Origin of the sequence: Salinigranum marinum (assembly GCF_024228675.1) — an archaeon.
GTDB lineage: Archaea > Halobacteriota > Halobacteria > Halobacteriales > Haloferacaceae > Salinigranum > Salinigranum marinum.
In genome coordinates, this window is the sequence record NZ_CP100461.1 from 2,452,749 (window position 1) to 2,470,018 (window position 17,270).

General features: G+C 68.7%; 18 protein-coding genes. 8 read left to right on the plus strand and 10 right to left on the minus strand.

All coding sequences use genetic code 11. The features are described from left to right. The first annotated feature begins 166 nt into the window (after positions 1-166). Positions 167-1,591: an APC family permease gene (locus tag NKJ07_RS12140; protein ID WP_318567080.1), complete on the plus strand. Its 1,425-nt coding sequence runs from the start codon at positions 167-169 to the stop codon at positions 1,589-1,591. Further along, positions 1,591-2,292 (plus strand): universal stress protein, encoded by a 702-nt coding sequence (locus NKJ07_RS12145; protein ID WP_318567081.1) that lies wholly within the window; start codon positions 1,591-1,593, stop codon positions 2,290-2,292. The genes NKJ07_RS12140 and NKJ07_RS12145 overlap by 1 nt, the downstream gene beginning before the upstream one ends. On the opposite strand, the gene NKJ07_RS12150 is transcribed toward NKJ07_RS12145, so the two are convergent. Continuing rightward, the gene (locus tag NKJ07_RS12150; RefSeq protein ID WP_318567082.1) at positions 2,285-3,001 is read right to left on the minus strand and encodes a sporulation protein; all 717 of its coding nucleotides are present in this window, start codon (positions 2,999-3,001) and stop codon (positions 2,285-2,287) included. The two genes, NKJ07_RS12145 and NKJ07_RS12150, sit on opposite strands and share 8 nt — an antisense overlap. 143 nt (positions 3,002-3,144) lie before the next feature. Between NKJ07_RS12150 and NKJ07_RS12155 the strand changes: the two genes are divergently transcribed. The 3 genes from NKJ07_RS12155 (at position 3,145) to NKJ07_RS12165 (ending at position 4,992) form a co-directional block, all read left to right on the plus strand. After that, a complete protein-coding gene (locus tag NKJ07_RS12155) occupies positions 3,145-4,266 on the plus strand; it encodes a site-2 protease family protein (RefSeq protein ID WP_318567083.1) in 1,122 nt (373 codons plus the stop codon). A gap of 63 nt (positions 4,267-4,329) precedes the next feature. After that, positions 4,330-4,506: a hypothetical protein gene (locus tag NKJ07_RS12160; protein WP_318567084.1), complete on the plus strand. Its 177-nt coding sequence runs from the start codon at positions 4,330-4,332 to the stop codon at positions 4,504-4,506. A 99-nt stretch (positions 4,507-4,605) separates the two neighbouring features. Further along, positions 4,606-4,992 (plus strand): CBS domain-containing protein, encoded by a 387-nt coding sequence (locus NKJ07_RS12165; RefSeq protein ID WP_318567085.1) that lies wholly within the window; start codon positions 4,606-4,608, stop codon positions 4,990-4,992. 24 nt (positions 4,993-5,016) lie between these two features. On the opposite strand, the gene NKJ07_RS12170 is transcribed toward NKJ07_RS12165, so the two are convergent. The 6 genes from NKJ07_RS12170 to NKJ07_RS12195 form a co-directional block, all read right to left on the minus strand. Beyond that, positions 5,017-5,139 (minus strand): hypothetical protein, encoded by a 123-nt coding sequence (locus NKJ07_RS12170; protein ID WP_318567086.1) that lies wholly within the window; start codon positions 5,137-5,139, stop codon positions 5,017-5,019. Between the two features lie 48 nt (positions 5,140-5,187). Beyond that, positions 5,188-5,733, minus strand: a complete 546-nt coding sequence (locus NKJ07_RS12175; protein ID WP_318567087.1) for a hypothetical protein — start codon at positions 5,731-5,733, stop codon at positions 5,188-5,190. A 133-nt stretch (positions 5,734-5,866) separates the two neighbouring features. Then, the gene (locus NKJ07_RS12180) at positions 5,867-6,442 is read right to left on the minus strand and encodes a hypothetical protein (protein ID WP_318567088.1); all 576 of its coding nucleotides are present in this window, start codon (positions 6,440-6,442) and stop codon (positions 5,867-5,869) included. Between the two features lie 102 nt (positions 6,443-6,544). Further along, complete coding sequence (locus NKJ07_RS12185) at positions 6,545-7,258, minus strand: DUF8116 family protein (RefSeq protein ID WP_318567089.1); 714 nt, start codon at positions 7,256-7,258, stop codon at positions 6,545-6,547. A 49-nt stretch (positions 7,259-7,307) separates the two neighbouring features. Continuing rightward, the gene (locus NKJ07_RS12190) at positions 7,308-7,904 is read right to left on the minus strand and encodes a DUF8054 family protein (protein ID WP_318567090.1); all 597 of its coding nucleotides are present in this window, start codon (positions 7,902-7,904) and stop codon (positions 7,308-7,310) included. Then, positions 7,901-8,674 carry a nucleotide-binding protein gene (locus NKJ07_RS12195; protein ID WP_318567091.1) on the minus strand — a complete coding sequence of 258 codons (774 nt, stop codon included), beginning with the start codon at positions 8,672-8,674 and terminating at the stop codon, positions 7,901-7,903. The genes NKJ07_RS12190 and NKJ07_RS12195 overlap by 4 nt, the downstream gene beginning before the upstream one ends. 600 nt (positions 8,675-9,274) lie before the next feature. Here NKJ07_RS12195 and NKJ07_RS12200 point away from each other — a divergent pair. Both NKJ07_RS12200 and NKJ07_RS12205 read left to right on the plus strand, forming a co-directional pair. Beyond that, complete coding sequence (locus NKJ07_RS12200; RefSeq protein ID WP_318567092.1) at positions 9,275-9,772, plus strand: Lrp/AsnC family transcriptional regulator; 498 nt, start codon at positions 9,275-9,277, stop codon at positions 9,770-9,772. 293 nt (positions 9,773-10,065) lie between these two features. Continuing rightward, positions 10,066-10,905 carry a TrmB family transcriptional regulator gene (locus NKJ07_RS12205; protein WP_318567093.1) on the plus strand — a complete coding sequence of 280 codons (840 nt, stop codon included), beginning with the start codon at positions 10,066-10,068 and terminating at the stop codon, positions 10,903-10,905. Positions 10,906-10,970: 65 nt separating this feature from the next. On the opposite strand, the gene NKJ07_RS12210 is transcribed toward NKJ07_RS12205, so the two are convergent. Both NKJ07_RS12210 and NKJ07_RS12215 read right to left on the minus strand, forming a co-directional pair. Next, on the minus strand, positions 10,971-12,287 hold the full coding sequence (locus NKJ07_RS12210) for a methyl-accepting chemotaxis protein (protein ID WP_318567094.1): 1,317 nt from the start codon (positions 12,285-12,287) through the stop codon (positions 10,971-10,973). Between the two features lie 116 nt (positions 12,288-12,403). Continuing rightward, positions 12,404-12,964, minus strand: coding sequence for a hypothetical protein (locus NKJ07_RS12215; protein ID WP_318567095.1), 561 nt, complete (start codon positions 12,962-12,964; stop codon positions 12,404-12,406). A gap of 184 nt (positions 12,965-13,148) precedes the next feature. Between NKJ07_RS12215 and fdhF the strand changes: the two genes are divergently transcribed. After that, the gene (fdhF, locus tag NKJ07_RS12220) at positions 13,149-15,266 is read left to right on the plus strand and encodes a formate dehydrogenase subunit alpha (RefSeq protein ID WP_318567096.1); all 2,118 of its coding nucleotides are present in this window, start codon (positions 13,149-13,151) and stop codon (positions 15,264-15,266) included. Positions 15,267-15,347: 81 nt separating this feature from the next. Here the strand turns inward: fdhF and NKJ07_RS12225 are convergent, their stop codons facing one another. After that, the gene (locus NKJ07_RS12225; RefSeq protein WP_318567097.1) at positions 15,348-17,195 is read right to left on the minus strand and encodes an aldehyde ferredoxin oxidoreductase family protein; all 1,848 of its coding nucleotides are present in this window, start codon (positions 17,193-17,195) and stop codon (positions 15,348-15,350) included. Between the last annotated feature and the right edge of the window lie 75 nt (positions 17,196-17,270).

A 17,270-nucleotide genomic window follows, 5' to 3' on the forward strand; every position in this document is an offset into this window, starting at 1 on the left:
ATCGTCAGTCCGTGGCGGTCGACACCTTCGAATCGAAAGCGATGGACGGTCACCGGTTCGGTCGATCGCCTCGCGAGCGCGACTGCAACGGCCGCCCCCCGAACCACCCCGTTCGGTGGGCGGATGACGACCAAGGCCTTTGTCGGTGGCCGGAGTGACACCGTACATGGAAACTGAGACCCAGCCGACAGGAGAAGGGACCAACATCGAGGGGGAGGCCCCGGTCATCGAGTCGACGGTCGAGACGGACGAGGCCTCGATCGTGGACGAGGCGGAGCTGGAACGGACGCTCGGGCTGTCGGGCGGGCTCGCGATCGGCATCGGGACGATGATCGGGGCGGGGATCTTCGTCTTCCCGGGGCTGGCGGCGGGCCGCGCCGGACCCGCCGCGGCCGCGTCCTTCGCCATCGGTGCCGTCGTCGCGCTGCTCGTCGCGCTCCCGGCCTCCGAACTGGCGACGGCGATGCCGAAAAGCGGCGGCGGCTACTACTACATCTCGCGTGGCCTCGGCGCGCTGGCCGGCACCGTCGTCGGACTGTCGCTGTGGTTCGGGCTGGTGTTCGCGACCGCCTTCTACCTCGTCGGCTTCGGCTACTACGCGGTCGACACCCTGACCGAGCTCGGGATCGTCGTCGGCGAGGAGTGGGTCGTCCCGCTGGCGCTCGTGGTCGGGGCGGGCTTCACCGTGTTGAACGTCACCGGGACGGAGAACGCCGCGAAGCTCCAGAACGGCATCGTCGCGCTGTTGCTGTCGATCCTCGGCGCGTTCCTCCTGTACGGCGGGCTCGACGCTGTCGGGCTCGTCGGCGACCCGAGCACCCCGGAGACGTTCGCGCCGTTCGGCCCGTTTCCCGTGTTGACGACCGCAGCGCTCGTCTTCACGTCGTACCTGGGGTTCGCACAGGTCGCGACCGTCGCCGGCGAGATGAAACGTCCCGGCCGGAACCTCCCGCTGGCGATGATCGGCTCCGTCCTCGTCGTCGGCGTCCTCTACGTCCTGACCGTCTTCGTGGCGACGAGCGCGTTCGAGAGCGCCCGGCTGGAGACGTTCGGCGAGACCGCGATGGTCGAGGTCGGACGACACTACCTCGGGGCCGCGGGGGCGTTCGCCATCGTCCTCGGCGGACTGCTCGCGACGATGTCCAGCGCCAACGCCTCGATCCTCAGCACCTCGCGGGCGATCTACGCCGTCTCGAAGGACGCGCTCGTCCCCCGGTGGGCGAGTCGGATCAACCTCAGATACGGCACGCCACACGTCGCGCTGGGGCTGGCCGGCGGGCCGATCCTCGTGTTGGTCGCGACCGGGCAGGTCGAACTGCTCGCCGAGATCGCCTCCTTTCTCCACCTCGTCCTCTACGGCCTCATCTGCGTGGCGCTCATCGCCCTCCGTCGCGACGAACCGGAGTGGTACGACCCCGACTTCCGGGCACCCGGTTACCCCGTCGTGCCGGCGGTAGGCGCGGTCGCCAGCGTCGGGCTCATCGGGTTCATGCGGCCCGCGTCGCAACTCATCGGGGTCGCGATCATGCTCGTCTCGGCCGCGTGGTACCGTTTTTATGCCCGGGACGTGAAGCTGAAGGGAGCGCTGTGATGACACACGTACTCGTACCAGTCCGGGTGCTCGAAGGGCAGTCCGTCTCTCTCGGACTGATGGAGCTCCTCGGGACGATGGACGTGACGGTGCTCGGCTACCACGTGCTCCCCGAGCAGACGCCGCCCGACCAGGCGCGACTCCAGTACGAAGACCGCGCCACCGAGGCGCTCGAGGACATCGCCGAGGAGTTCAGACAAGCCGGCGGCGCGGCCGACTACCGCCTCGTCTTCACCGCCGACCGGGCCCAGACCGTCGACCGCGTGGCCGACGAAATCGACGCTCGGGCGTACGTCGTCACCGGGGCGACGGGCACGGTCGACCGCCTGCTCGTCCCGCTGACGGGCGACGTCGATGCCGACCGAATCCTGTCGTTCGTCGCCGACCTCGTCGGCGGCCGCGACATCGGCGTCACGCTGTTCTTCGCGGGCGAGGCGGAGGCGGACGGGGGGCGGGAACTGCTCGCCGAGGCCGCCGCCGTCCTCCGCGAGCGCGGGATCGACGTCCGGACCGACCGCCGCACCGACACCGGCCCGTTCGAGGGGCTCATCGAAGCCGTGGCCGGCCACGACGCCGTCGTCATGGGGGAGAAAGCGCCGTCGCTCCGGTCGATGCTGTTCGGCGAGGAAGCCGAGCGCGTCGCCGCCGAGTCCGTCGGGCCGGTGCTGGTCGTCCGTCGCGCGGAGCCGTCGACTACGTGAACTGGTCGATCGTCGAGGAGATCCGCCGGCCGATCATCTCGGGGTTGGCGTAGGTGACCGTCACCGACAGCTCCTGTTCGTTGAAGTCCTGGCCGACCGCCTCGGCGACCTCGTCGCGCTGTTCGACCTGGATGTAGAGCCGGAGGTCGTCCCCGCGCGGGATCGTCGTGAGGACGAGCTTCGAGACGTCCCGCTCGAACCGCTCGTCGGGAGTGAAGACGAGTTCCTGTGCGAACGGGCGGTCGTCGAGCCACGGCGTCTCCACGACGCCGGCGGAGTGGAACGCGAAGCCGAGCGACTCCGCGGCGTCGAACAGCGCCGCGACGAAGCCGTCGGGTTCGACGCGGACCTCATCGCTGTCGGTCGGATCGATCGCCCAGTCGATGTCGACGCCCGTCTCCAGCCAGACGCGCGGCCCACCGCGGGTCACCGGCGTCCACACCGGGATCCTGAGCGTCACCTGCTCCGTTCGCTCCTCGCCGGGTTCGATGGTGAACGAGCCGTCGAACTCGTACCGGTCAACGACCCACTCGTCCCCCTCGGACTCGGCCTTGAGGGTGAAGTAGAGGCCGCCGATCCGCTGGACGGCGTCGCCGCCCGACAGTTCGACGGCGAGATCGACGCGTTCGCCCGGGCGGACGTCCGCCTGCGGGAGGATCGTGTCGACGGTCGCCGCGCCGATACCGATACTCGAGAGCAGCCGTTTCATACGGTACACAGGTGAGTCGGGAAATAAAAGCGTTCGACTGGACGGGGCCGAGCCGGCCGGACGCGTGCGCGGTCGACCCTGGGTCGGGATCGGTCGCACACGCCACGAACAGCCCTTTATTCGTTGGGTCCGTAACTCGGCCGATGGAGATGTCGTCGCTCCCGGCGGACGTACCCGCTCCGGAGACGCTCGCCGACTACTTCCATGTCTACGAGGTCGACGTCGACGACGGGGAAGTCAGGTACTACGGCGAACCGCTCGCGCCGCAGGAGGCCGTCGTCAAGCGACTCGCACCCGTGTTCCGCGAGCGCGGCTACCGCGTCCGCGTCGAGCGCCAGCTGGGCGAGCACGTCCTCCTCGCGACCGAGCGCTCCCCCGGCGTCGACGGCGTTCCGTGGACGAACGTCGCGCTGTTCGTCGCCACCGTGGCCACGACGCTCCTGGCGGGGGCCGGCTGGTACGGGATCCCGATCACCGAAGCGCCCCTGCGGGCCGTCGAGGCGTGGCCCTTCGCGGTCTCGGTGCTCGGCGTGCTCGCGGTCCACGAACTCGGCCACTACGTCACCAGCCGGTACCACGACGTCGAGGCGTCGTTGCCGTACTTCATCCCCGTTCCCACGCTCCTCGGGACGCTGGGGGCCGTGATCCGGATGAACGACCACATCCCCAGCCGTCGGGCGCTGTTCGACATCGGCGTCGCCGGGCCACTCGCAGGGCTCGTCGCCACCGTCGTCGTCACGGCGGTCGGCGTCTCGCTCCCGCCGATCGAGACCGGCGCGATGGTCGGCGGCGGAGTCGCGACCACCGCGTCGCAGGTCGAGCTGGGCTACCCGCCGCTCATCCAGCTCGTGGCGTGGACGGTCGGTCGGCCGCTCACGTACGGCGAGCCGGGGCTGATGGTCAACCCGGTCGTCGTCGGCGGCTGGGTCGGCGCGTTCGTGACGTTTCTCAACCTCCTGCCGGTCGGCCAGCTCGACGGCGCACACGTCGTCCGGGCGCTCGTCGGCGACGCGCTCTCGGCCGTCCAGCGGTTCGTCCCCCTCGTGCTGTTCGGGCTCGCGGGCTACCTCTTCTTCTTCGAGGACGGCCGCGCGGTCGGCATCTGGGTGCTCTGGGGGCTCATCACGCTCGTCTTCGGCCGGGTGAGCGGCGTCACGCCGCTCGACGAGTCGCCCGTCGGACGCGGCCGCTGGCTCGTCGGCCTCCTCACGCTCGTCCTCGGCGTCCTCTCGTTTACCCCAGTTCCCGTCGTCGTCGGGGGGTGAGTCGCCGACGTAGCCGGGCGACTGCCAGCCTGTTCACCCGGCGGCTCGAACCTCGCCCGAACAATGGCCGATCCAGCCGAAGCGATCAGCGTCCTGGTGGCGCTCGAGTTCGTCGGGATGACGCTGGTACTGGTACTGGTACTGGTACTGTTGGTCCCCTTCGAGGTCGCGGCCCCACTCGTCCCGCTCGCGGGGCTCGTTCTGATCGCGCTGCTGTTGTTCCTGTCGTCGCGTTCGTGAACCGCCCGGGTCGGCCGCTCGGTGCGGTCCACGGCGACGGCGACCACGCTCGCTTCCGGCGTGCCAATTCTTATCAGCCGTGGCCGAGAGAGACTGCGCATGGAGGACATCTTCGTCGGCCGACTCATGTCCGCGCCCGTCGAAACGGTCAGACCGCACACGTCGCTCGACGAGGCGGCCGCGCAGCTGCTCGAACACAACATCGGCTCGGTGGTCGTCGTCGACGGGGACGGCCACCTCGAAGGCATCCTGACCGCGACGGACTTCGTCCGGCTGGCGGCCGACGACGCGGTGGCGAGCGAGGAGACGGTCGCGGAGTACATGTCGACCGACGTCATCACGACGACGGCGAACGACCCCATCGCCGACGTGGCGGACACGATGATCGACAACCGCTTCCACCACGTCCCCGTCGTCGACGACACCGAAGGCGTCGTCGGCATCATCACCACGACCGACCTCACGGCGTACGTCTCCGGACGCTGACGCCGGGGGTCGGGCGCCGCCAGGTCAGTCGATGATCTCGATGTCCGTCGAGCAGAGCGGACAGGATCGGTCGTCGCCACCGTCGTCGAGTTTCGTCGGCGATCCGGTCCAGCCGCAGTCGGGACAGAGCACGGAATCGTCGCTCATACCGACGGGTCGAGACCGAACCCACCTAAGTGCACGGGTCGTCGCGGGTCAGTCGATCCGCTCCGTTCGCTCGAACGTCACGGTCTCGCCGTCCGACCGCACGGTGGTCACGGTCGTGACCCGGCCGTCGGCGGCCTGAACGGCGAGGACGTCACCGAACCCCAGTCGGATCCGCCGCGTATCGGTGACCGTCTCTCCAGGACCGAGCGTGCCGATCGTTGCTCCCCCCTCCCAGATCGGCGCGCGCTCGGTCGTCTCGTCGCCCGCGAACAGCCGGGTCGTGACGGTCACGTTCGTCGCACGCGTCTCCCGGCTGTTCGTGAGGCCGACCGTCACGTCGCGACAGGCCGACCCGCACGCGTCGATCCGCACGATCTCGAACGCGAACGGCGGCTGGCGCGGCGTCCCGTCCCCCGCGTCGGCGTCGCCACCCGGTGCCAGGTCGGTCGTCGTGGCGACGGGGGTGGCTGTCTCCGCCGCCGTCGCTCCGTCGGCCCGGTCGAACAGGGGAGCGCCGAGCGACACCGTCAGGACGAACGCACCGGCGACGGCCAGCCCGAGCGCACACCCGATAACGAGGGTCCGGTCGTTCATTCGCCACCCGGTGGTTCGACCGACCGCTACAAAACACGTTCGTGTCACTCGGATATTATTTACACTCACCGTGTCGTGAGTGTCGGCTCGGCGTGACAGGGACGCGATCCGTCCATCGCGGAGGCGTAGAGGGCTAGTCGTCGTGGGCGTCGACGAGCGCGCGACGGTCGTCCCAGATCTGCCGGTCGAGTTCGACGCTCGCGGCGTCGCCGTCGAGGAGGTCGGCGAACTCGGTCGTGTAGCGATAGTTCACCCGTCGGGCGGCCGCGCGGGCGGCCAGGACCCGGGCGACCCGGTCGACCGCCCGGCGGGAGACCCCGAGCGCGGCCGCGACGTCCGCGGCGGACTCCCCCGCACGGAGGCGGCGGATGACGGGGTCGAGCCCGGCGGGGACGTCCTCGGGCCGGAAGAGGTGGAGGTTCGTGCGGGCGCGAAACACCGTCTCCGGGGACACATCGAGTTCCGCGGCGACGTCGCGGTCCGAACGACCCTCGAAGAAGCCACGGACGACACCGACGAGGTCGTCGTCCGAGAGCGAGGTCCGGAAGCCGCTCCGCTCGCGGAGCCTCGAGACGAGCGCCCGGACGTCGCGGTCGACCGCCACGTCGGCACGGACGGTTCCCCGGGGCTGTTGTTGTGGCTCGGTGAACTGCGCGGGCCCGTCGAGGCGCGCGAAGAGCTCTCTGAGGTCGTCGATACGGTCGTTCATACCCCTTCTAGGGAGGCGTCGGGAGGATATCACGCTTTCTCGCGCTCGCGCCGACGCACCCTCGCTGGTCGCGTCGGGCAGACCGACGCCGTTCCCCCTCGGTCAGAGCCGCTCGCGTTCGCGCGAGAGGATGCGCTCCCAGACGCCGAACAGCGTGCTGTCGAGGTCGTAGGCGGCGTCGATGTCGCGGACCCACTCGTCGTCGGCGAACAGCAGTCGCTGGAAGTGTCGCGTGTCGTCCGAGAGGTCGCCGTTGCCCGTGTAGTACGCGACCGTCTCCTCGCGGGTGCGCTCGACGAGTCGGTCGGGGACGCGGATTCCCGACTCGCGGGCGACGTGCGTGAACCACTCCAGATGCAACACGGCGTCGGCGAGGACGAACCGCTTTGCGAACCCCGAGACGTACTCCATCGCGGGGCGGCCGCCGACGAGGACGTCCCCGGGTCGTGAGAACCGCGGAACCGTGACGTGGTCGAGGTCGCGCGTGTACCGTCCTGCGACCCGCCGGAGGCGGAACTCGGCGTACGAGACCGGTCCGACGAGCGCGAGCTCGTACCACAGCGGCATCCACTCCAGGTAGGGGGCCGAGAAGGTCGCGTCCGCGAGCAGGTCCGCGGCGATCGATCGCGCCACCTCCGGGGAGACGTCCGTCCGGCCGGCACGAAGCGCCGCGGTCGCCTCCTCCGCACGGAGCGGGAAGTCACCCACCGGAAAGCCCATGCCCTCGGAGACGTGCTGGACGTACTCGGCACCGATGCGGTACCAGTCTGCGAAGTGCGCGGGTCGGAAGAGCCCGAAGAGGCGCAGCAGTGACACGCTGGTCGGTCGTCACCGCACGGGTAAAGCGACAGCGGTCCGCCCGCCGTCAGTCCACGTCCGGCGTCACGCCGGGGGCGGCGTCGGCGTCCGAGTCCGGGTCCTGGTCGTCGGCGAGCGCGTCCGTGAGCCCCCACTCGGCGGCCCGGCGCTGGGCCTCCTCGCGCGCCTGCGTACGGATCGCCTCGATCTTCGACTCGTCGGCGAGAAACGCCTCGACGGCGCTCCCGGCCGGGTCGTCCGCGAGCCGCGACTCGGGGGCGGCCTCGCGCGTCCGGGCGGCGAGGTCGGCGTCGCCGACCAGCCGCTCGGCGGGCATCGCCGGCGGGATCCGGAGCGCCGGGGTGTCGTGGGCGTCGTCGAGCGCCGCCGGCGGGAGTTCGTACAGTTCGGCGCGGTACGGCCCGGGGCCGGCCAGATCCGCGAGCGCGTCGGGACCGCCGCGGTCGGTCGTGGCGTCGTACACGAGCACGGGCACGCCCGACTCGAACGTCATCACGCCGCGGGCACCGTCGTCGAACAGCAGGGCGTCCTGCGGTTCGAGGACGGCGTACCCCGTCAGCGAGCGGTCCAGCGCGGCGTCGAGGACGACGCCGGGGTCGTCGACGACGCGCGAGCGGACGAGTCGCCCCCGCGGAACGTTCATGGGCGGTCGGGGATGACGGCGCTCCGGAAGCGGTCGGCGACCGCCTCGCTGTCTCCGGGGCGGACGTCGAGGCGGTCGGCGGCCTCGCGGTACGCCGCCGCCGCGGCCGACTCGGGCCCGTACGCGAGCAGTGGCTCGCCCGCGCGGCGTGCGGCCCGGACGACGTCGCTCTCGGGCACCATCGCCAGCGTCTCGCCGCCGAAGTACCGGTTCGCCTGGGCCGCGATCGCCTCGGTCTCCTCGTCGTCGCGGACGCGGTTGAACACCACCCCGGCCGTCTCGGCCCCGTACGAACGCGCGTACTCCTGGGCCTTGAGCCCGTCCGACAGCGCGGGGATCGTCGGCTGGAGGACGACGACGATCCGGTCGGCGAGCACGATCGGGAGGATGGCCGACTTCGAGTCGAGCGCCGCGGGCGAATCGAGGAGGAGGACGTCCGCGTCGGCGGCGAGTTCCGCGACGACCTCCCTCAGCCGGGCGGGATCGGCCCGCTCGAACGCCGCGAGGCTCGTCCCACAGGGGACGACGCGCATCCCGAACCGGTCGTACGTCGCCTCCGACACGTCGGTCCCGCTCTCCTCGATCAGGAGGTCGTGAAGCGTCACCTCGACGTCGTCGAGGCCGGCGTGAAACAGCAGGTTCGCCATCCCCGTGTCGGCGTCGACGACCGTGACGTCGTACTGCTCGGCGAGCGCCATGCCGAGGGCAAGCGTGCTCGTCGTCTTCCCCGTCCCGCCCTTCCCGCTGGCGACGGCGAAGGCCTCTACCATACAGTTCGTCGCCCGGCCCCCGGAATAAGCGTTCGGGGGCCGTTCTCGAATCCGAGAGTCGCGAGCGGGCCGTTCGGACGAGTCAGTCGTGTGATCGTCGCCAGTCGACCCGAGATCTGAGAAGGACCGATGAACAGCGGGTCCGCATCTCGGGGGAGTAGTAGCCGCACCCGTGGGAGCGGCCAGCAAAACCGAACTGGCCGCTGAGCTTCAAATCCCCCCTCCCCCGAGCCAACAGACGGGCACCTAGAGATTAACACGTCGACATTTTACATGGCGAGAAGCGTTTGAGGATACGAGTAACAGAGTCGAGGCCTCGCTCGGCACGGTGTCAGGACGAGCAATGACGCGGAGTGGCGGTTGGTTGGGACCCTTCCGGACTCCGCGCCAGGTGCGTCTACTACCCACCCGCTCATAATACTGTTGTGATGATCCGGGTGAACAGTTCGAAAGCGAGAGACGCCCGCTGTGACACCGCGGTGTGGACGCCCGTGTCGGGGGGAGAGAGTCCCGGCCAGGACACCGACCCGCCTCCCACGGCCCGGATCAGACGAAGCCGACTGCTCCGAGTTTATTATCGTCGGTGCTGTAGTCGGACGCATGCCCCGGGAGTTAGACGACGTCGACAGGGGGATCCTGTACCTGCTTCAGCGCGACGCGAGAAACACGACGGCACAGGAGATCGCCGACACCGTCGGCGTCTCGGCCAGCACGATCCGAAACCGTATCGATCGACTCGAATCCGACGGCGTCATCAGGGGCTACCACCCCGAGATCAACTACGAGGAGGCGAACCTCCCGCTCCGGATCCTCTTCGTCTGTACCGCCCCGGCGACCGACCGGTCCCAGCTGGCGGAGAAGGTGATGGAGGTACAGGGAGTGATCGACATGCGGGAGATGATGACGGGGCGGCGGAACGTCCAGATCGAAGTCGTCGGGACCAACACGCGAGACATCACCCGCATCACCGACGCGATCCACGAGTTGGGCCTCCAGATCGAGAGTTCCGAACTCATCAAACGGCGGCGGATACAGCCGTTCAATCACTTCCACTTCTCCGGGTCCGACGACGGGTCGGCGGCCGACGAATCCTCGTAGCACCAGTCGTGTCGTCGACGGGAGAACTCTGTGGGAAGCGGGTGTTTACTTGCACTCATTGTTTTTTTTGCACACCATGTGTGCTCTATCCGCAGTATTTGGATCCTCAAATGCGGAATGCGAAATACGTCGGTTCAGTTATAGACAGCGTTCATATGTGTCTGGTAACGTCTAGTCACACATGCACCGAACGCCCATCCGGTTCGTTCCCGTCAGGAGACGGTCGGGACAGGAACTGACTTGTGGCGGGACACACAACGATGTGGACGGTACCGGGGTACCCGGTACGATGGTTGGGACCCATAAAAGAGCTATCTAATCAGCAGCAAGCGATCGAACTACTCCAGCAACTCGGGTTCAAAGAGTACGAGGCGAAATGTTTCGTAGCGCTGTCTCGGCTCCCGAAAGGGAGCGCGAAGGAGATCAGCGAGACGTCCGACGTCCCGCGGACGCGGGTGTACGACGCGATCCGTGTGTTGGAGACCAGAGGACTCGTCGAGGTCCAGCACTCGAGCCCACAGCAGTTTCGCGCCGTTCCGATCTCGGAGGCGGTTGCGCTACTGCGTCAGGAGTACGAGTCTCGGGCGGAGGACCTCGCCGACGTGCTCCAGAACCTCGAACCGGTGCTTCCTGACGGGGACCCCGAAATCACCCACGAGGTGTGGTCGCTCTCGGGATCGGCCATCATCGCGAATCGGACCGAAGAACTCGTCGACGCCGCGGACCGGGAGATACTGTTGATCGTCGGTCGGAAGTCGGTGTTTACCGAGGGACTGGTCGCGCAGTTGCAGGCGGCACAGGAGGCGGGCGTCGACGTCGCCGTCGGAGCGGTAACGGACGAGCTACGGGCGGAGATCGGGGATTACCTTCCGGAGACTCGCGTGTTCACGTCCGGCCTCGAGTGGCTCCGCAGTGCGCTGTCCGACCCCGACGACGGGACGGAGATCACCCGGCTGCTGTTGATCGACCGGAACACGATTCTGGTCAGTTCCACCTCGGAGACGACTCCGACGGACGGGGTGACCGAGAAGGCCGTGTTCGGACGGGGGTTCAGCAACGGGATCGTGGTGATCGCCCGGCGGATGATGGCGACCGGACTGGAAATCGGACACGACCCGGGAAAAGCAGAATAACACCGACGCGAAGGTGAGTCGACGACGCCGCACCGGGAACGAGTTGGCCGTCACGCCGTCGCCGCTCAGGCCGAGAGATCGTCGAGGTCGTCGGTGAGATCGTCGAGGTCCGCCGACTCGTCGGCGTCGACTCTGAACGCGTCGACCAGGTGGTGAAGCGATTCGCCGCGCTCCGTGAGCCGCATCGCGGTGCCCGAGACCTGTCCCATCGCGGTCGACTGCTCGTCCACGCTGGCGGAGACCTGCTGGACCGAGGCGCTCATCTCCTCGGCCAGCGCCGAGGACTCCTCGACGACGCTCGACACCTGCTCGGTGTTGTGTGCCTGCGTCTCGACGGCGTCGGAGATCTCCTCGACGCCCTGGTCGGTCTGGTCGACCCGCTCGCGGGTCCCCGCCAACGTCGAGACGACCTCCTCGACCGCGTCGACCCCCTCTTCGACCTCCGTGTTCGCCCCGCGGATGCTCTCGACGACCTCCTCGCTTTGGCTCTGGAGTTCGGTGATGATGTCGGCGATGTCGTCCGCGGAGTCCTGCGACTCGCGCGCGAGCGACTTCACCTCGTCGGCGACGACGCCGAACCCCTCGCCTGCGGCCCCGGCGCGCGCGGCCTCGATGTTGGCGTTCAGTGCCAGGAGGTTCGTCTGGTCGGCGATCGACGCGATGAGGTCGACGATGTCGTTGACCTCGGTCATCCGCGCTTCGAGTTCGTCCATCTCCCTGGCGACCGCGCGAGAGGCGTCGGTCGCGGCGCGGATCCGGTCGAGGGCGAGCCGGGTGTCCTCGGTTCCCCCCTCGACGAGCGACGTGGCCTCCGCCGACCGGGCGCGGATCTCCTGTGTCGAGGCCGTGATCTGTTCGATCGACGCCGAGAGGTCGTCGACGTTCTGGCTCGCCGTCTGCGTCTGCACCGCGAGGCGTTCGGTGCCGTCGGCCACCTCCGTCGTCGAGGCCTCGATGGACTCGACCGCCGCGGTCACCTCCTCGGTGGAGGCGCTGACCTCCTGGCTCGTCTCCACGAGGTCGTCGGAGAGGTCCGTCGCCTCGTCGACGACCGCGCGGATGTTGTTCGTCGCCCGGTCGAGGTTCGCCGACAGCGTCGAGAACTCCTCGTAGGCGACCCGGAGTTCGGGGGAGTCGGCCGGCGGCGGCGGCACGTCGGCGCTGATCGTCAGGTCGCCGTCCGCGAGCCGGGCGACCTTCCCCTGCAGGTCGTCTAGGACCTCGCGCTGGTACGCGTCGAGCGCCTCCGTGCGCGCGTCCGCTTCGGCGTCGGTTCCCGTCTCCGTCGCGGTCCGTTCGCCCCTCTCCCTCCCGTCGGTGTCGGTAGGTGTGCGCTGCCCGACGCCGGTCGCGAGTACCGACAACAGTGAACTGAGTGACATCGATAGGCTCCTTCCGTTGTCACCACACGCGGTATCAGGGCATCAGGTGACTACCTCAGACTGCGGCGGGCGTCTCTCACCGACGAGAACTGGCGCGTCGCCCGGCGAAGGCGAACTCACCAGTCCTCGTTCGTGAGTCGCCACAGCGCGCGGTACAGCGTTTGGAGGTCGCAGTCGAACTCGTCGGCCAGGTCGCGACACGTCGCGAGGTACGTCTCGTAGTCGGCGGGGGTAACGGGGTCGGGGTACGGTTCCGCGAGTTCGCCCGCGCCGACGAGCGCGGACCACTCGCGTTCCCCGACGACGAGGTACGACTCGGGGTCGGCGAACTGCAAGAACGCGGAGGCGACCGGGACGTCGACGCCGTCCAGCGCGGTCAGTCGGTCGATCGCCTCGTCCACGTCGAGCGACCGGAGGTCGACGAGGACGTCGCGGACCGTCTCGAAGTCGTTCGCCCGGAACCGCTCCTCGTGGCGTTGCCGGTCGGCGTCGGGGTACGAGCCGAGGAACCGCCTGAAGTACCACCGCACGACCCACTCGGCGTCGCGCCGGCCGAACTCCCCCTCGGCGAACATCCCGGGGAGGATGTCGAGGTGTTGGTCTTCGACCGTGACGAGCGGTTCGGACTCGCGGTACGACTCGGCCTCGTCCGTGACGATCGACCGGGTGAGTTCCATCACCTGTGTGTCCGTCGCCGTCCGGCCTGAACGTTTCCCTCCTGTGGGACGCAACGGATCGAGATATCATATAAAACATATCGGGCCTGTTAAAAACGCGCTAATAACCGTGAGAAACATTCATGCGACTGGAGGAGGATTTTTCACGTGTTTGCTATGACTCACAAGACGGAGGGGACCGAAAATGTCAACTGATGATAACGAACCGGTCAAAACGATCTGTCCGTACTGCGGTGTCGGCTGTGGCATCCAGATCGCACAGGACGACGAGGGCGACGTCTCCTTCCGGCCGTGGGGCGACGCCCCCGTCAACAAGGGGAGCATCTGCATCAAGGGTGGCGCGGCCACCCAATCAGTCAACCACGAAGAGCGCCTGACAGAGCCGCTGATCCGCGGCGACGACGGCGAACTCCACGAAGCCACGTGGGACGAAGCCTACGACCTGATCGTCTCGGAGATGGAGCGCATCCGCGACGAGTACAGCCCTCAGGCCATGGGCTTTTACGGCTGTTCGAAGGCGATGAACGAGGAGAACTACCTCATCCAGAAACTCGCCCGACACTACGGCACCAACAGCGTCGACACCTGCACACGGATGTGTCACGCCTCGACGGTGTACGCGCTCAAGAACAGCCTCGGCGAGGGCGCGATGACCAACAGCATGGAGGACCTCGAAGAGGCCGCGGACGTGTTCTGGATCCAGGGAGCGAACCCCGGCGAGCAACACCCAATCGCCAACAGCCAGTACTTCCGGCAAGCAGTGTTGGAAGGGGCGACCGTCATCCAGGTCGACCCCCACGCCAACAAGACGACGCGGTCGTTCGAGATCACCGAGACCGACCGCCACATGCACCTCCAGCTGGAGCCGGGCACCGACATCCCGCTCTTGAACGTCGTCATCAAGACCATCCTGGAGAACGACTGGGTCGACGAGGAGTTCATCGCCGAGCGCACGGAGGGGTTCGACCACCTCAAGGAGACGCTCGAGGACTTCGACAAGGAGGAGGCGGCCGAGACGTGTGGCGTCCCGCTGGAGGACATCGAACTCGCCGCCGAGAAGTACGCGATGGCGAACAACGCGGCCATCTTCACCGGCATGGGGATGAGCCAGCACACCTGCGGCGTCGACAACGTCCAAAACGAGATCAACCTCGCGCTGGTCACGGGCAACCTCGGCCGCCCGGGGACGGGGGTCAACCCGCTCCGCGGACAGAACAACGTCCAGGGTGCCTCCGACGTGGGCGCGATGCCGAACGTCCTCCCCGGCTACCGTTCGGTCGACGACCCCGAGGTCCGGGCGGACGTCGGGGGCGAGTGGGGCTTCGAGATCCCGTCCGAACCCGGCCTGACGAACGTCGAGGTCTCCCACGAGATCGGCAACACGATCCACGGCCTGTACATCATGGGCGAGAACCCCGTGATGAGCGAACCCGACACCAACATGGTCGAAAAGCGGATGGAGGAGTTGGAGTTCATGGTGGTCCAGGACATCTTCCCGACCGAGACGACGGAGTTCGCGGACGTCGTCCTGCCGGCCACGTCGTGGGCTGAACGCGACGGGACGGTCGTCAACACCGACCGCCGAACCCAGCGGATGCGCGGCGTCGATAAGGTCTACCCGAACACGAAAGACGACCTCGAGATCCTCTGTGACGTCGGGACCCGTCTGTTCGGCGACGGCAGCTTCGACTTCGACGACCCCGAGGAGGTGTTCGAGGAACTCCGACAGGTCGCGCCCATCTTCCACGGCATGACGTACGACCGCCTGGGCGAGGAGGGCATCCACTGGCCCTGTTACGAACCCGGCGACGAGGGAGACTCCTACCTCTACGAGGACGGCTTTACCACCGAGAGCGGCCGCGGACAGATCGAGGGTGTGCGCCACCAGCCGCCGAAGGAGGTCCCCGACGAGGAGTACCCCCTGATCCTCACCACGGGCCGCATCATCGAACACTACAACACGGGGACGATGAGCCGCCGGTCCGACACGCTCACCCGCGTCGAACCGGAGAACTTCGTCGACGTGCACCCGAACGACGCCGCGAACTACGGCATCGAGGACGGCGACTACGTGAAGCTCAAGTCCCGGCGCGGAGAGATCGAAGTCCAGGCCCGCGTCACCGAGGACATCAAGGAAGGGACGGTGTGGACGACCCCGCACTTCGCCGACTCCGCGGGCAACCGCCTCACGAACGACGTGCTCGACGAGCGGGCGAAGATCCCCGAGTACAAGGCCGCAGCCGCCGAGATCGAGGTCGGCATCGAGCCGAGCCCCGACGTCGACGCGCCCGCCGACGACTGACGACGGCGGCCCGGCACCGCCCGACCGGGATCGCGGCCCACCGTTCGATTCTTTCCGCTGGTTCGCGCGACAGCGTGTCCGTCAGCTGTCGCCCGGGGCGACCGGCGTCGCGTCGTCGACGACATCGCCGAGGTCGAGTCGTTCGACGAGCGCCCGGGTCGGTCGCCCCTCGGCGTCCCAGCCCCGGACGTCGTAGTACGCCGAAAGGAGATCGTCGAACGCCGCCGGATCGGCCCCCTCGCGGACGGCGTCGGTCGAGGGCCGTCGGACGGCCGCCGGGAGGCCGTCGTCCGCGTGGTCGAACCCCTCGCGGACGTTGAACAGCCGGGTGAGCGTCCACACGCGCTCGCCGACCGCGAGCAGTTCCTCCTCGGTGTAGTCGAACCCCAGCGCCGCGAGCAGTGCCGCGCCGTGGTCGGGGAGGGTCTCGCCGACGAAGTCGTCGGCGACGAGACACCAGAGGAGCGAGCGGAGGTCCTGCTCGGCCGCGACGGTTCGCGCCCGGCGCTCGTTCGACCACTCCTCGGTGGCGAACACCTCGGTGACGGCCGGTCGTGCCCGCCGGTGGCAGGCACCGCGGTCGCTCGTGGCGTACGCCAGTGCCATCGCCAGCGACCCGCGGGGATCGTACGAGGGGAGCGCGACGGACTTCACCGTCGGAACGAGGTCGTCACCACCGAAGCGGGTGGCCGCGGCGGTGACCCCGTCGGCGAGTGCGTCGGCGAGCGGCCCCTCCCGACGGGCGATCGCCGACAGGAGCCGTCGTACCCCCTCCGCGTCCCCGAAGGCGAGGTCGGTGGCGTCGGGGTCGACCGCCTCCGACAGGTACCCCTCGTCGGCGGCTCGAACCGCCCAGGCGACGGCGTTGCCGGCGCTGATGACGTCCAGTCCGAGCCGGTCGCAGAGGCCGCCGAGTGTGGCGACGGCGTCGAAGTCGTCGATGCCGAGTCCCGCGCCGAGCACCATCGGTGTCGCCCCTCGCGGGACCGTCTCGGCGGCGTCGGCGGAGCCGTCGGAGTCCGGGTGGGTCCCGGCGGCGTCGGCCGTCGCGACGCGGAAATCGCCGTCGGCCTCCCGGGCGTGTGCTGCCGCGCGGACCGCCTCGACGCCGACGTTCTCGGCCCCCTCGAACCGATCGGCCTGCCAGCCGCGGGTCGGGAGAATGCCGACCTCGTTGGCGAAGTCGAGCGTCTCGACCGTGCCGCCGGCGTCGATCCACCGACCGGTGTCGCTGTCGTGGTAATGGTCGGTGTACTGTTCCCGGACGGCCGCGGCCGCCTCCGGCAACGCCGACAGGTCGGGGGAGTCGCCCTCGACGACGACCGCCTTGAGTCGTTTCGACCCCATGACCGCTCCGACGCCGCCACGGCCCGCCTGGTGGTCGCCGCCGTCGGTCCCGATCGTCGCGTACCGCACCCGGTGTTCGCCCGCCGGGCCGATACAGGCGACCGCGACGTCGCCGTCACTGTCGCCGTCGGCGAGCGCCGCGTCGGTCGCCGGGATGGTCTTCCCCCACTGTTCCGTCGGCGACAGCGTCGCCCCCCCGCCCGAGAGCCGGAGGACGCAGGGTTCGTCCGCACGGCCCGTGACGACGAGCGCGAGGTGCCGGTCGAGCGCGTTCGGGAGGCGCGCGGCGAACGAGCCGCCGACGTACGAGTCGACGAACGTCCCCGACAGGGGTGACTTCGTGACGACCGCACACCGCGGCTCGCCCGGGAGCGAGCCGCTGAGCGGACCGACGGCGAAGCAGAGGCTGTTCGCGCTGGAGAGCGGGTCCGTCCCCGCACGGAGATCGTCGTACAGGACCTTGGCCCCGATCCCTTTGCCGCCGAGGAACCGACGGCGGTCCGCCTCGGGAACCGGCTCGCTTCTGGCCGTGCCGGTGTCGAGGTCGACGCGGAGGAGTCGAGTCGGGGGACGACGGCTCATCGTCGCACTACTACGACTCGGAGCGGAAATAAAGCCGCGGTCACTGTGCGGTGGTATTTATACAAACGCCGGCGA